Origin of the sequence: Egbenema bharatensis FJBBOT/2019 (assembly GCF_048077055.1) — a bacterium.
Classification (GTDB): domain Bacteria; phylum Cyanobacteriota; class Cyanobacteriia; order Elainellales; family Elainellaceae; genus Egbenema; species Egbenema bharatensis.
The window spans coordinates 6225828-6238995 of sequence record NZ_CP182236.1; the positions used below are offsets into that span (position 1 = coordinate 6225828).

The following is a 13168-nucleotide window of genomic DNA, read 5'->3' on the forward strand; positions in this document are numbered from 1 at the left end:
CACGATCCCACCTGGGGATCTTTGCCTCAGACTCAATGAGAGTTTACCAAGAGCGATCGTTCAAACACAATCTTTCCCCTGACTGGCCTCTTTTGATTGTCTGACCTCTGCCGTCACTTTTCTTCGCCCCTGGCTTTATACCCTGAGTCAGATTCGGCAACCCTAGCAAGATGGGAAAATATGTTTAAATACATCGTCATACGACCTGACTTTTGTTAGTATTTTTCAAACATTTTCAATCGATCGTTTCATTAAATTGCCAATTAATTGGCGTTTTGTAGCTTAAAAAACAGAATAGAGATCACTTATGGAATACTCGTTTGAACTCGTTGGCGTATCTCCTGTTTTATCGTTTTTTAAGCATCAACAGGCTGTGCAACGGCGACAACATACGGGTGCAGAATATTTAGGAACCTACCGTTGTACCCTCGATGCATTAATTGAGTCGGTTGAAGAGATGCCCTTGCGAAATCACTGGAATCTCGATCGGGTTGTGGATACGGTCATCAACTTTTGGCTTAACAATAATGAGAAGGTTTCTCACTGGAAAAAACGTTTAGAAGACGCTAGATCAGACAACTTGCTCGTCGCTAGAGTTGCTGACCTCGACTCACTCAAAATTGAGTTTGAAACTTTGCTGAAACCAGAAAGTTGAGTCTCTGTCCCTTCCTGATGCAGGCAAGATGCCTGCGCTACGGGGGTTGGCTGCCTATCAGCTCCCGATTCCCATCACGGCATTACCTGAATTTGTCCCTGACAGATCAGTTCCTCGTGGTTGAGGGTGAGTTGCTGAAGGAAAACTTCTGCACCAAGATCAATCTCAAAGGTTTCCAGGTGCGGTAGGGGTTGCCCTGTTTCTGCGTCAGGGTGCGTCAACCATTCCGGCTGCAAAAAGCGGATCTTCTGTCCTTCGGCAATCTGGAGCTGAGTGCGGAGGATGAAGAGGGTAATTTGTTGAGTTGATGTCGATCGCAAATTTGCGCTTAAAGTCAAATAGTTTTCACCAATTTTCACAGCGGGCGATTGAACGGCGATCGGTGGTTGCAGTCCAGATTGTAGTTCAACCGGCAAATCAGCCGTCAGCCCCGATTGCAGCAACAGCATGACTAATTCACTCAAAGCCTCTGCCAGCAAAGGGGAATTCATGGAAGCATTCAGATCGGCTTGATGAACGATCGTCTCTATCTGTACGGGAATCGGTTCCAGCAAGCGCAACGGTTTTCCCCGCACCACCTCTTTCAAGTTCACCCGAATGGTTTCACCCACCAGATGAATATAGCTGAGGGCAATTCCCTGATAGATCACTTGCTGCGCTGCGATCGTCACTTTGGGAATATTGCCTGACATGAGTTGGCGATCGCCCCCTTCAATCTGAAACTGTAGGGTTTCAACGGAATTGACCTGCGATCGGAGCCACAGCTTCACGGCTGGCGAAAGCACTTTACTAATTAATCGGCTCACGTTTCACTCCTCACTCTTTAAAGCATTGAGTCGATCGAAACTCCTGGGTTGACTGGGCGGGCAAGACTTCGGCTTGAGCTCAGTCGAAACGCTGCCCACCCCACAAGAGTTGTACGTTAAAGTATTTCTGCTTCCCGACTCCGCTTCCCGACTCCTCACTCCTCGCTCCTCACTCCTCACTCGTATGAGCGATTTAACTCTCTGTACGGGCGGTTTGCAAACCGCCCCTACTCCACCCAAACCGTCACCGCCGCCACCGCAATCAACATCTCATCATTCTTATCATCCAGAGATTCGATCGCCCGTCCCTGCACCACCATGCCGCCTGCTTCCAGGGTGAGGAATTTTTGCCCGAAGGGGAGGACGGCTAGCACTTCATCCTGTCGGACTTGATCGGCATAGGGTACGGCAACCTGAACTTCGACAATCATTTCGTCGGGATGGTTCAGTCCAGCGACTTCCCAAATTCCAGGTAGGGCATTATGGGCGATCGCATTTCGGACGGCGCGGGCAGCCGCAACGGTGGGGTCTTGTCCATGCTGGTCAATTCCCATGCCCATTTCAATGACAAAGCGTTTACGGGTCATAGCAATAGATAGGATAGTTCAACAATTATGAGGAACGGTGGCGAATCGGGCAACGGTTGGGATGGGAGCAACGGATAGAATGAAGGGTACAGTCAAGAGGCTTGTAAGCAATGACGAGCTATCCACCGATCGATTCAGGCTTGGAGGTCGATCGTCGCTTTCCCGACAGTGATGGTCAACCGATGGCAGATAATACGGAGCAGTTTCAGTGGATTGTTTTAATCAAAGAAAATCTGGAAGTGCTGTTTGCCGATGATCCGAATGTATTTGTGGCAGGGGATCTGCTGTGGTATCCGGTTCCCTCGCAGCTCGTGTCTCCCACTGCTCCAGATGTTATGGTGTCGTTTGGAAGACCGAAGGGCAGGCGGGGTTCCTACAAGCAGTGGCAGGAAGACGACATTGCCCCACAGGTCGTGTTTGAAATTCTTTCGCCCAGCAATACCAAAGCAAAGATGGATCTCAAGCTGGAATTCTATGAAACCTACGGGGTTGAAGAGTATTACCTGTACGATCCGGAAACCTTCCGGCTAGAAGGCTGGCTGCGGCAGGGAGAACACCTCAACAAACTCTGGCAAATGAACGATTGGGTCAGTCCGCGTTTAGGAATCCGGTTTGACACAACCAGCCAGAGAGAGTTGGTGCTGTATCGTCCGGATGGTCAACGGTTTTTGACGACCATTGAACGGGAGCGGCAGATGACGCAGGAACGCCAGCGAGCTGAGCAAGAGCGACAAAAAGCCGAACAGTTGGCAAATTATCTGCGATCGATTGGGGTTGATCCCGATAATCTACCAACTGAACGTCCAGAGTGACCAAACTCTAATCCACCTAACTCTTGAGGACGGCTGGGGCGGGAGCTTTGGCAGGGGGTTTTTCCAGCATCAGCTTCGATCGCTTCACCCGATCAGGAACAGCGATGGGATAATCCCCCGTGAAGCAGGCAGAGCAAAAGCTTTCAGTGTCCGTTTCGGTGGCTTTGAGCATTCCTTCCCAGCTCAAATAAGCCAGAGAGTCTACGCCAATCTGCTCCGCAATTTCTTCTACCGATTTAGTCGCTCCGATCAACTGATCCTGGGAATCGGTATCAATGCCGTAGAAACAGGGATGGGTGACGGGTGGGGATGAAATTCGCATATGCACTTCCACTGCCCCCGCATCGCGGAGTGCCTTGACAATCTTGCGGCTGGTGGTGCCCCGGACGATCGAGTCATCCACAATCAGAATCCGCTTGCCGGCCAGCACATCCTTTAAGGGGTTCAGCTTCATCCGAATCCCCGATTCCCGCATGCTTTGAGTCGGTTGAATAAAGGTACGCCCCACATAGCGGTTTTTAATCAGTCCTTCCGCATAGGACAATTCCGACTCCTGGGAAAAGCCGATCGCCGCTGGAATGCCCGAATCTGGGACACCCATCACCAGATCCACATCTGCCGGAGATTCGATCGCCAATTGCCGACCCAGGCGCAGCCGATAGCTATAGAGGCTTTCCTCATTCATGACGCTGTCGGGACGGGCAAAGTAAATCATTTCAAAAATGCAGAGCTTCCGCTTGGTTTGGGGTGCCCAGTGGAAGGAGGATAGCCCCTCTTCAGTGATCCATACTAGTTCCCCATGCTCCACATCCCGCAAATATTCTGCCCCGATGATATCCAGACCGCAGGTTTCGGAAGACAGCACATAGCGGGGGGGGGCAGTGGGGGTATGACCGGGAAGCATCCCAATCACCAACGGACGAATGCCATTGGGATCACGAATGCCCATTATGCCGATCGGAGTGCCAATCACCAGGCTAAAGGCTCCCTGACAGCGATGCAGCGCGCTAATTGCTCCTTCCAGCCAGCCCTTACCACTGTTGACTTCTTCAGCGATCGCATGGGCAATCATTTCTGAGTCAGTGGTCGTAACGAGCTGAACATCCGATCGAAGCAACTCTTCCCGCAATTCTGGTGTGTTGACCAGATTCCCATTGTGGTTCAGAGCCAGTGTACCCAGGCGAGTCTCCAGTACGGCCGGTTGAGCATTCACGACCCGGCTTGATCCAGTGGTGGAATAACGAGTGTGACCGACGGCCAGGTATCCGGGCATATCCTGCAAAATGTGCTCATTAAAAACCTGAGACACTAAGCCCATGTCTTTGTGCAAATGCACCTGATCCACATCAAACGAAGCAATCCCAGCCGATTCTTGCCCTCGGTGCTGGAGTGCGAACAAACCAAAGTAGGTCAACTTTGCCACATCTTCGCCTGGGGCATAAACCCCAAACACGCCGCAAGCTTCTTCCGGTTTGTCCGGTCGAGATAGATCAGGTTGCTCTGAATCTAGAAGTAGGGTGCGATCGACAGGCAGATGAGAGTCAGAATTCGGCATCATGAGAGCGTTATTTTCGTCGGGTAAAGGATCGGCGTGAGTGTGTGAGAGGCTAATGGGTAATCAGTAATTGCTAATGGAGTAATGGGGGCGGTTTCAGGGATAAGGAAATCGAAACAGAGCGATAACTGAGATAGATTAACGTTTCTTTAAGATTCCACTCCCTAACAGTAGCGTGAACTGTAGGCGATCGACTAGAAAACTGTCACAAAATCCAAAATCTCAAATCCAAAATCCAAAATCTAAAGATTTAACCGACGTTCAATGGCATTCGACCAGCGATCGGTCATTGTCTCGATCGTAACGTTGATTAACTCCAGGTTACTAGTCGTAGAAACCCGCAAGCTTCCTCCCGTTTCCGTCACCACTCCTAACTTTTGCCAGTGTTCTCCCAACTGTTCAGTCAGGTAAGCTTCCCAGGCTTCTGTGCGATCGGGTGCCACCGACACCAAAATCCGCGCCCCACCTTCCGCAAACAGCAGCGAATCCCAGCGGAATGAAATCGACTCCCGGCTTCCTATCTCCACCCGAACCTCCGCCCCTCGATCGCCACTAATACAACACTCCGCCAGTGCAACCGCCAATCCGCCCTCTGCACAATCATGGGCAGACTTAACCCAACCCTGCCGAATTCCTTCACGACAGGCAGACTGCACCTTTCTTTCCAGATCAAAATCGACGATCGGGGGCATTCCGGCAACGGTATGGTGGAGGGTTGCCAGGTATTCGGAACCGCCGAGGGTAGGGGCGATTCGCGAATCGCCCCTACTGAGGACTGAGGACTGAGTGAGAGGAGTTCCGAGGAGGTAAATCGGGTCGCCTTCGGTTTGCCAGCCTTGTCCGCAGGTTTGGTGAATATCGGGAACCAGTCCGACCATGCCGACCACTGGAGTCGGATAAATTGCCTGGGGGTTGCCCGCTGCATCCAGGGTTTCGTTGTAGAGGGACACGTTGCCTCCTGTCACCGGAGTGGAAAATTCCTGGCAGGCTTCCGCTAATCCCCGGCAGGCTTCTGCCAGTTGCCAATAGCCGATCGGTTTTTCAGGACTGCCAAAATTCAGATTGTCTGTGACTGCGAGTGGTTCTGCTCCGACACAACTCAAATTCCGCGCCGCCTCTGCCACTGCCATTTTTGCCCCTTCATAGGGATGCAAATACACATATCGGGCATTGCAATCCACCGTCGCCGCCACTCCTGTCCGGCAATCTAATTGCTCTACTGCTCCTCTCTCCTCTCTCCTCTCTCCTCTCTCTCCTACTTGAGGACGTAACCGCACGATCGCTGCATCGGACCCTCCCGGAAACAGGACGGTATTGTTCATCACTTGATGATCATACTGGCGATAAACCCAACGTTTTGAGGCGATCGTGGGTGTGTCCAATAGCGTGAGTAAAATATCGTTCCAGGTGTATGATTTACCGTCGATTTCAATTCCCGTTTCAGTGCAGTTTGGTAATTCTGCTTCTGTCCATTGCCATGCTTTCTGCGCGTAAGCAGGCGGTTCGCTGGGCAGTTCTCGGTGGTAAATTGGCGTGTTGTCTGCCAGGGCAGTCGCCGGAATTTCAGCAGCAATTTCCCCTTGAAATAGAATACGGACGATCGGTTCTGTGATCACGGTTCCGGCAACAACGGCATGAAGTCCCCACCGTTCAAAAATGTCGATCAGTTCTTGCTCTCGTCCTTTATGGGCCACAAACAGCATCCGCTCCTGGGATTCAGACAGCAAATACTCGTAGGGAATCATGCCCGTTTCTCGTACCGGAATTTTATCTAGATCCAGTTCAATCCCAACGCCCCCTTTCGCGGCCATTTCCGAAGTCGAGCAGGTGATTCCAGCGGCTCCCATGTCCTGGGCCGCGACAACGGCTCCCGTCTTAAAGGCTTCCAGACAGGCTTCAATCAAAGACTTTTCCAGGAATGGATCACCGACTTGCACCGCAGGGCGATCGTCCATCGATTCGTCCGTCAGTTCGGCACTGGCAAAGCTGGCTCCCCCCATGCCATCCCGTCCGGTGGTAGACCCCACATACAGCACCGGATTACCAATCCCTGCCGCCCCCGATTTCACAATATCCGGGGTTTCCATCAGTCCCAAAGCCATTGCATTAACCAACGGATTTCCGCCATAGGCTGGATCAAAGTACACTTCCCCCCCAACGGTCGGCACTCCAACGCAATTACCATAGTGAGAGATCCCCTCCACCACACCCCCAAACAACCGCCGCGTCCGGGCATCTTCCAGAGAGCCAAACCGCAGCGAATTAAGAATGGCGATCGGTCTTGCCCCCATCGTAAAAATGTCGCGCAGAATACCGCCGACTCCGGTGGCTGCCCCCTGGAACGGTTCCACTGCCGAGGGGTGATTGTGGGACTCAATCTTGAACGCCAACCGCAGCCCATTGCCCATATCTACCACACCTGCATTTTCACCCGGCCCCACCAGAATGCGATCGCCCGTGGTGGGAAACTGCTTCAGCAAAGGGCGCGAGTTCTTGTAGCAGCAATGCTCCGACCACATCACCCCAAACATCCCCAGTTCTGCCTGGTTGGGATGCCGTCCTAAACGATGCACGATTTCCTCATACTCCTCAGGCTTCAAGCCTTCACTGGCAATTTCTTCCGGCGAAAAGGGCGCAGACATAGGTTGGATGGGTGATACAACAACGTTTATTTTAAGGGATAGGAGAGTGGGTGAGGAGTGAGAGCGATAAGTAGTAGATTGGGCGGGCAAGATGCCCACCCCACAAGTAGGGGCTGCACTGCTGTGCGCCCCCAACCGCCGTGCATCCCCAACTGCTGTGCGCCCCCAACCGCTGTCCATCCGGACTTAAAGCGTCATCGATCGCACGTAGATCCGCATGATTTCGCCGGGTTCTTTGCTGGTAGCCTGCTGGATTTGCGAGAAGGGTAGAGGTCTTGACCAGTCTTCCACTCGACAGAAATCACACTGATACAGACGGGCGATCGTGATTTCTACATCATTAGGTTGACCAATCATCAGAAGTTTTACCGATCGCCGGGCAGGGGAAATCAGCCGATCGCCCACAGGAGGCTGACCGAAAAATTTGGCGGACATCGTTTGTGAATCTCCTTATGTTCCAGGGTTTGAAGAAACCCTAGAGACTAGCCCTCGTTCAGACAGGGCAAGCGGAAGGCATCAGGTGTTATCATTCACCCTAGCCTGGACTAGCTTGAGTAGTCTGGGTCAGGAGATCGAGCGTTTTGCTTGCCCGCGGACGCTCGACCTCCGTTAGAGAATTCGTCTCCAGGTCGTCCAACTGCCCTCCAGGTCTATGCAACCCAAAAGACAGCCATAGCTGAAGAGATTAGCATCAATCGATCGAGCAAATCAAGTCACAATTGTTACTATTGCGATCGATTTTCGTTCAGCTTCATGTTCGATAACATCTCTAAATTCCTGATTGAGCAATTCCCCGAAGACTTCGCCTCCTGGCTGATTGGAGAACCGATCGCCCTGAGCGAACTCAGTCCCTCGGAACTGTCCCTCGAACCGATTCGTGCCGATGCTCTGATTCTGCTGCAATCGGATAACATCGTCCTCCACTGCGAGTTCCAAACCAATCCTGATCCCACCATGCCGTTTCGGATGGCAGACTATGCCCTGCGAGTCTATCGCCGGTTCCCCCAAAAGCAGATGGTGCAAGTGGTGATTTACCTGCGAGCAACGGAGTCTGAGTTAGTGTCCCAGACCAACTTTACGGCCAACAACCTGCGCCATGAATTTCAGGTGGTACGACTCTGGGAGCAACCCACTGAGGTCTTCTTTCAGCGACCCGGACTCCTCCCCTACGCCGTTCTCAGCCAGACAGACGATCGCGTGGAGGTACTCCAGCAAGTGGCAGAAGCGATCGAAGCGATGGGCGATCGGAACCAGCGAAGTAATGTTTCTGCGGCGACAGGGATTATGGCTGGATTAATATTGAATCAAGACACCATTCGACGAGTGCTACGGAGGGAACTGATGCAGGAATCTGTTGTTTATCAAGAATTGAGAGAAGAAGCACGCCAGGAGGCGCGGCACGAAGTCAGGCAGGAATTACAGGCATTAAGAGAGAAAGCGCGACAAGAAGCAGAGGAAGCTCTACAAGAGGCGCGACAAGAAGCAGAGGAAGCTCTACAAGAGGCGCGACAAGAAGCAGAGGAAGCTCTACAAGAGGCGCGACAAGAAGCAGAGGAAGCTCTACAAGAGGCAAAACAGTCTGAGGTCAATCTGGTGCTGCGGTTACTGGCTCGTCGGGTGAATCAACCTGTACCGGATGCGATCGTGCCTCAGATTCAGGCGTTGTCGTTTGCTCAGTTGGAAGAATTCGGTGAAGCGTTACTGGATTTTACGACTCTGGCGGATGTAGAAACATGGTTGAATGAACACGCCAGTGAATAGATAGAGTAATGCTTATGGATGCGATCGTTTGAACTTCAGCTTGATGGCTCCGCGATTGCTGAGGGAACCGCCATTACCCAGGATACTGACCTGTCCCTGAGCATTCATTTCGACGGAAAGTTCGACTTCATCCAGAAAGAACCACAAGTTACCGCCTGGCTTTAAGAAACAAAATTTGAGAAGCCGTAAACTATCCTTTCGGCAGAGTGATAGCCCCCAAGGACTCAATACTATAGTCAGTAACATTAACAATTGTAAAGTTGACTCAGGTATACGGTGCTATGGACTTTGGAATTCAAGGACGGGTTGCGGTAATTACTGGGGGGGATTCAGGGATTGGTCTTGCCACTGCCAAATTATTGGCTGCGGAGGGAGTCAAGATTGTTCTGATTGACAAGACCTCAGAGAAGCTGCAACAGGCGGTGGATGAGATTAAGAAGATCGGTGAGGCGATCGCAGTTCAGGCGGATCTGGCGAATTTAGCAGATGTGGAAGAAGCCCAACAGCAAATCCTGAAGCGGTTCGGTGCTGTTCATATCCTGGTGAATGCAGCGGGGATCACGGGAGCGCAGAAAGAGTTTTTGGAACTGACCGATGAGGACTGGTATGAAACCCTGGAAGTGGATTTCATGGCAGCAGTGCGAACCTGTCGGGCGTTTATTCCTATGATCCGTCAGGCGGGTTGGGGACGGGTGGTTTTGATTGCGTCGGAAGATGCAGTACAGCCCTATGTGGAAGAGATGCCCTATTGCGCAGCTAAGGCGGCTATTCTTAATTTGGCAAAAAACTTGTCCAAAGCCTATGCCCAGGATGGTATTTTGGTCAATTCGGTTTCGCCAGCGTTCATCGCCACTCCCATGACGGACAAGATGATGGAACAACGATCGCAGAAATTGGGCGTTAAGTTTGACGAGGCGATCGAGAGCTTCCTGGAAGAGAAGCGGCCGCATCTGGTCTTAAATCGACGGGGTAAGGCGCAGGAAGTGGCTGCGGTGATTGCTTTCCTTTGTTCGGAACAGGCGAGTTTTGTGACTGGATCAAATTATCGGGTGGATGGCGGTTCGGTAGCAACTGTACAACAATAAGGGGGCTGCGACAGATATAACGCTGCTTTTGTCCAAACTCCCTGCTACCTCTTTTGCCACAGAATGCTTGATCTGCCAGCCACTCAAGGAGAAGATTGGGTGTTTATTTCAGTCCAACCTATGTGTGAAACAGCATCGTCAGTAGGGGGGTTAATCCCAATAGCAACACGAACCACACCAACGGTTGGCTGATTTGGGGTGAAGGAGCGTCATCCAGCAGGGCATCCACTCTTTCCTCCAGCCGATCGATCGAGGTGGCATGACCAAAAGCAGCGCAATAGTCAGCATTTTCCAGGGGATGCTGCACCACCAGGAGTAAAGACTCTGCCAGTAATAAGGGATCAACCGCCTGAGCAGCCCAGCGATCGGCGCGGAGTTCTCGCAATAGCAGAAGTTCTTGCCAGAGGGTGCCCGTGCGGGGAAGCCAGGCAGTAATTTGGCGCAACCAACCCAACCAGAAAAACCAGAAAGTATCCCGGTGGTGACGATGGGCTTGCTCGTGGGTAAGGACGGCAATCAGTTGCTCGGAGGACAGAGTATTTAATAGTCCCTGGCTGACGACTAGTTCTGGATGCCAGAAGCCTACTTGTGCTGCGAACAAACTGGGACTGTCCAATAGCCGAGCCTTTAATCCATTCAGCTCAATTTGAGGATAAGACCGGAGTTGCCGCACCGATCGCCATCCCTGGAGCAAGGATTTCAGCAACAGTCCTCCAGCTAAACCCAAAAATCCGATCGCCAGAGAATACCCCACCCATCCTACGGGTAGCCCCAGCATATGCCCCTGGGTTCCCATGCAAAGAACGGCAGTTGCAGTCGTTACCAGCAGGAGTGGTGGCAGCAGGAAGGCGGTGAGGGGACGTTGCCAGGGAGTCAGGAGGGAGTCTAGAGCTGGAAGTCGGGCTTCTGCCGTGAGCTTCTGCCGTACGGAGGGGGGAGTCGCTTGGATAATACGGAGGGTACAGGCGATACCGATCGCCAGCAGCATGAGTGTGATGTGCATTTATTGTTCCTCCCTGGCTTGACGAGCTGCTTTGAGGCGTTGGGCGATCGCATCGAGTTTGTCTACACTGGCGCGATCGAGGTCATCGGCGAAGGCAGCAATAATGTCAGGATTTCCTACTGCCAGAAAACGACGGAGTTGATCGTGGGCGTGGAGCATTTTGGCATCTTTGCAGGAAACCAGAGGCCGCCATTGAAACGCTCGATCGTCTTTACTGCAAGTGAGCCAGCCTTTCTGTTCTAATCGCCGCAGCACTGTTGTCACCGAAGCATAGGCTAATTCTCGATCGGGATCTGCCAGGATGCGATCGTGGATTTCTTTGACGGTAGCAGAGCCAAGTTCCCAAATAATGCCCAGGATCTCAGTTTCCAGGGGGCCGAGGGATAACTGTTTGGGGGTGTGATCGGGCAGGGGAGCCATGCGAGAAGTGGGATGAATGAACTACAAATTTAGTGTAAGGCAGAATGAGAATTTTCCTGGTAGGCAGGTAAGTGCTGAGTTTAAGAAAAAAGGCAGGCAAGATGCCTGCACGACGGAGGTTTGGGTAAGATGCCTGCACGACGGAGGTTTGGGTAAGATGCCTGCGACATGGGAATAGGTAAGAGATCTGCAATAAAATGGCATCCCAAGTTTGCCAGAAATCTGTTGTAGGGGCCCACAGCGGTGGGCCCCTACCAGGTACGTTCCGGGTACGTTATTCGCATACCCCTAAATTCTTAAACTGGGCTGCAATTAAGCGGATCCGGCTTTCATTTCGCCAGTATCTGTATTCAGGGCAGCTTGCTTTTCCTTGTCCAGTCTGCGTTTGCGGGCATAAAGCTGGATGATGGCTCCCATCGCTACAATCATGGCGAAAATTCCCCAGGCAGCCGGAGCAGTGGGGAAATTGTTCTTAAAGACCGCTAATAAAACGATCACCACCAGAAATACGGTGGGTGCTTCATTTAACCAGCGAAGTTGTTGTCCGCTCCACTTAAATTCGCCCTTTGCCATTTGCTTCATCAAACGAGCGCAGTAATGGTGATAGCCGATCAGCAGGACAACAAAACCAAGCTTGGCGTGTAGCCAGGGGTTTTTAAGGGTGTCAGGAACCATGATCAGCATTGCCACTGCCATTGCCACCGTCAACACCATTCCAGGCGTTGTAATGAGCTTATAGAGCCGTGTCTCCATGATCTGATACTGCTGTTGAAGAATGGTGCGGGCTGGTTCGGGTTGTTCGTTGGCCTCAACGTGGTAAACGAATAGGCGCACTAGATAGAACAAGCCAGCGAACCAAACCACTACACCGACAATGTGAAATGCTTTGAACCAGAGATAGGTCATGGGTTACGTCCTCTACAGTCCAGCCCTCATTTTACCGAATCGTTGTTCGTCATAAACCATTACGTAGCTAAGAGTAATGAAGGTTAAAACTTAATAATCGGTAAGGTTTGTCAAGGGCAATGGATGGAGAACTGGCAAGCAGTGGCATGGCGCATTCGTGGATCGTACCTCTGCGATCGTTGTTAATCATTCACTCATGTTGGTCATTCAGTTGATCACGGCTGAGATGATTCACAACGAACCACTCTTAATCGATCACGATAGATAACAATAGATCAATAGATCACGGTTGAACTGCGCCCAACATAAGCCTTCAACAGAGTCGGATGACGAATGGTGATACGGAGGGCAGCACGCTGGTTATAGACCAGGCAATCCAGAGATCCTCCGGTTTCCCAAATCATCAAACGGCGTGTTTGAACAAAGTGTCCAAATAAACGCGGGCGGCCCGGCGATAGCTGCGAGAGGCATCTGGGGTGTTACTGCTGCCGTTCTGCAAGAGAAACAATGACAGGGCAGCACTAAAGAGGCGATCGTGATCCCAATCGGGATGGGTTTCTAGGAATCCAACCAAAGATTCGTGCAGTTCTTCGGGAATCTCTGCCAGGATGCTGACCATTGCGTTCATAGGAATCCTCTACTCTATGCGGTATTTCACAGGTGATTGTTGGAAGCCCCTCTACAGAGCGACTGTAGTGCAATCTTGATGCCCTAGCTTAGTCCAGAAAAGACTAGCTGAAGAATGCAAGATTACGATTTCAGCCCAAATCTACGCCAACCGAGTCCATGCTGCCCCGATCGCCTCAGATATGGCTTGAAAGGGGTTTTTATGGCTCTGATGAAGGCGCACTTCATGAGTGGGTCGCATCATTTTGGCTATAGGTAGGCGGGGTTGTCAATGCCGAGAAATTATGGCACGTCATTGGGATTTTGAAC

Annotated in this window: 14 protein-coding genes; 4 read left to right on the forward strand and 10 right to left on the reverse strand. The window is 51.6% G+C overall.

The window, feature by feature from the left end; all coding sequences use genetic code 11:
- The first annotated feature begins 307 nt into the window (after positions 1-307).
- Positions 308-655: a hypothetical protein gene (locus tag ACM1PF_RS29015; RefSeq protein WP_416669714.1), complete on the forward strand. Its 348-nt coding sequence runs from the start codon at positions 308-310 to the stop codon at positions 653-655.
- Between the two features lie 74 nt (positions 656-729).
- Here ACM1PF_RS29015 and ACM1PF_RS29020 read toward each other — a convergent pair whose 3' ends face one another.
- Entirely contained in the window at positions 730-1461 is a 732-nt protein-coding gene (locus tag ACM1PF_RS29020) for an LmeA family phospholipid-binding protein (RefSeq protein ID WP_416669716.1), read from the reverse strand.
- Between the two features lie 227 nt (positions 1462-1688).
- A complete protein-coding gene (locus ACM1PF_RS29025) occupies positions 1689-2048 on the reverse strand; it encodes a Lin0512 family protein (RefSeq protein WP_416669718.1) in 360 nt (119 codons plus the stop codon).
- Between the two features lie 110 nt (positions 2049-2158).
- Here ACM1PF_RS29025 and ACM1PF_RS29030 point away from each other — a divergent pair, with 110 nt between their 5' ends.
- Entirely contained in the window at positions 2159-2860 is a 702-nt protein-coding gene (locus ACM1PF_RS29030) for a Uma2 family endonuclease (protein ID WP_416669720.1), read from the forward strand.
- A gap of 16 nt (positions 2861-2876) precedes the next feature.
- Here the strand turns inward: ACM1PF_RS29030 and purF are convergent, their stop codons facing one another.
- The 3 genes from purF to ACM1PF_RS29045 form a co-directional block, all read right to left on the reverse strand.
- Positions 2877-4418, reverse strand: coding sequence for an amidophosphoribosyltransferase (purF, locus tag ACM1PF_RS29035; protein WP_416669721.1), 1542 nt, complete (start codon positions 4416-4418; stop codon positions 2877-2879).
- Between the two features lie 239 nt (positions 4419-4657).
- The gene (purL, locus tag ACM1PF_RS29040; protein ID WP_416669723.1) at positions 4658-7057 is read right to left on the reverse strand and encodes a phosphoribosylformylglycinamidine synthase subunit PurL; all 2400 of its coding nucleotides are present in this window, start codon (positions 7055-7057) and stop codon (positions 4658-4660) included.
- A 186-nt stretch (positions 7058-7243) separates the two neighbouring features.
- Positions 7244-7492: a hypothetical protein gene (locus ACM1PF_RS29045; RefSeq protein ID WP_416669724.1), complete on the reverse strand. Its 249-nt coding sequence runs from the start codon at positions 7490-7492 to the stop codon at positions 7244-7246.
- A gap of 318 nt (positions 7493-7810) precedes the next feature.
- On the opposite strand from ACM1PF_RS29045, the gene ACM1PF_RS29050 reads away from it, so the two are divergent.
- A complete protein-coding gene (locus ACM1PF_RS29050) occupies positions 7811-8818 on the forward strand; it encodes an Rpn family recombination-promoting nuclease/putative transposase (protein ID WP_416669726.1) in 1008 nt (335 codons plus the stop codon).
- 12 nt (positions 8819-8830) lie between these two features.
- On the opposite strand, the gene ACM1PF_RS29055 is transcribed toward ACM1PF_RS29050, so the two are convergent.
- Positions 8831-9064, reverse strand: coding sequence for a Pepco domain-containing protein (locus ACM1PF_RS29055; RefSeq protein WP_416669727.1), 234 nt, complete (start codon positions 9062-9064; stop codon positions 8831-8833).
- A gap of 35 nt (positions 9065-9099) precedes the next feature.
- Between ACM1PF_RS29055 and ACM1PF_RS29060 the strand changes: the two genes are divergently transcribed.
- On the forward strand, positions 9100-9903 hold the full coding sequence (locus tag ACM1PF_RS29060) for an SDR family NAD(P)-dependent oxidoreductase (protein WP_416669728.1): 804 nt from the start codon (positions 9100-9102) through the stop codon (positions 9901-9903).
- Between the two features lie 118 nt (positions 9904-10021).
- Here ACM1PF_RS29060 and ACM1PF_RS29065 read toward each other — a convergent pair whose 3' ends face one another.
- The 4 genes from ACM1PF_RS29065 to ACM1PF_RS29080 all read right to left on the reverse strand — a co-directional run bounded on the left by ACM1PF_RS29065 (position 10022) and on the right by ACM1PF_RS29080 (position 12860).
- A complete protein-coding gene (locus tag ACM1PF_RS29065; RefSeq protein ID WP_416669729.1) occupies positions 10022-10906 on the reverse strand; it encodes a M56 family metallopeptidase in 885 nt (294 codons plus the stop codon).
- A complete protein-coding gene (locus tag ACM1PF_RS29070; RefSeq protein WP_416669731.1) occupies positions 10907-11326 on the reverse strand; it encodes a BlaI/MecI/CopY family transcriptional regulator in 420 nt (139 codons plus the stop codon). It abuts the gene before it with no gap.
- Between the two features lie 312 nt (positions 11327-11638).
- Complete coding sequence (hemJ, locus tag ACM1PF_RS29075) at positions 11639-12232, reverse strand: protoporphyrinogen oxidase HemJ (RefSeq protein ID WP_416669733.1); 594 nt, start codon at positions 12230-12232, stop codon at positions 11639-11641.
- Between the two features lie 403 nt (positions 12233-12635).
- Positions 12636-12860, reverse strand: coding sequence for a DUF2811 domain-containing protein (locus tag ACM1PF_RS29080; protein WP_416669735.1), 225 nt, complete (start codon positions 12858-12860; stop codon positions 12636-12638).
- Positions 12861-13168 lie beyond the last annotated feature (308 nt).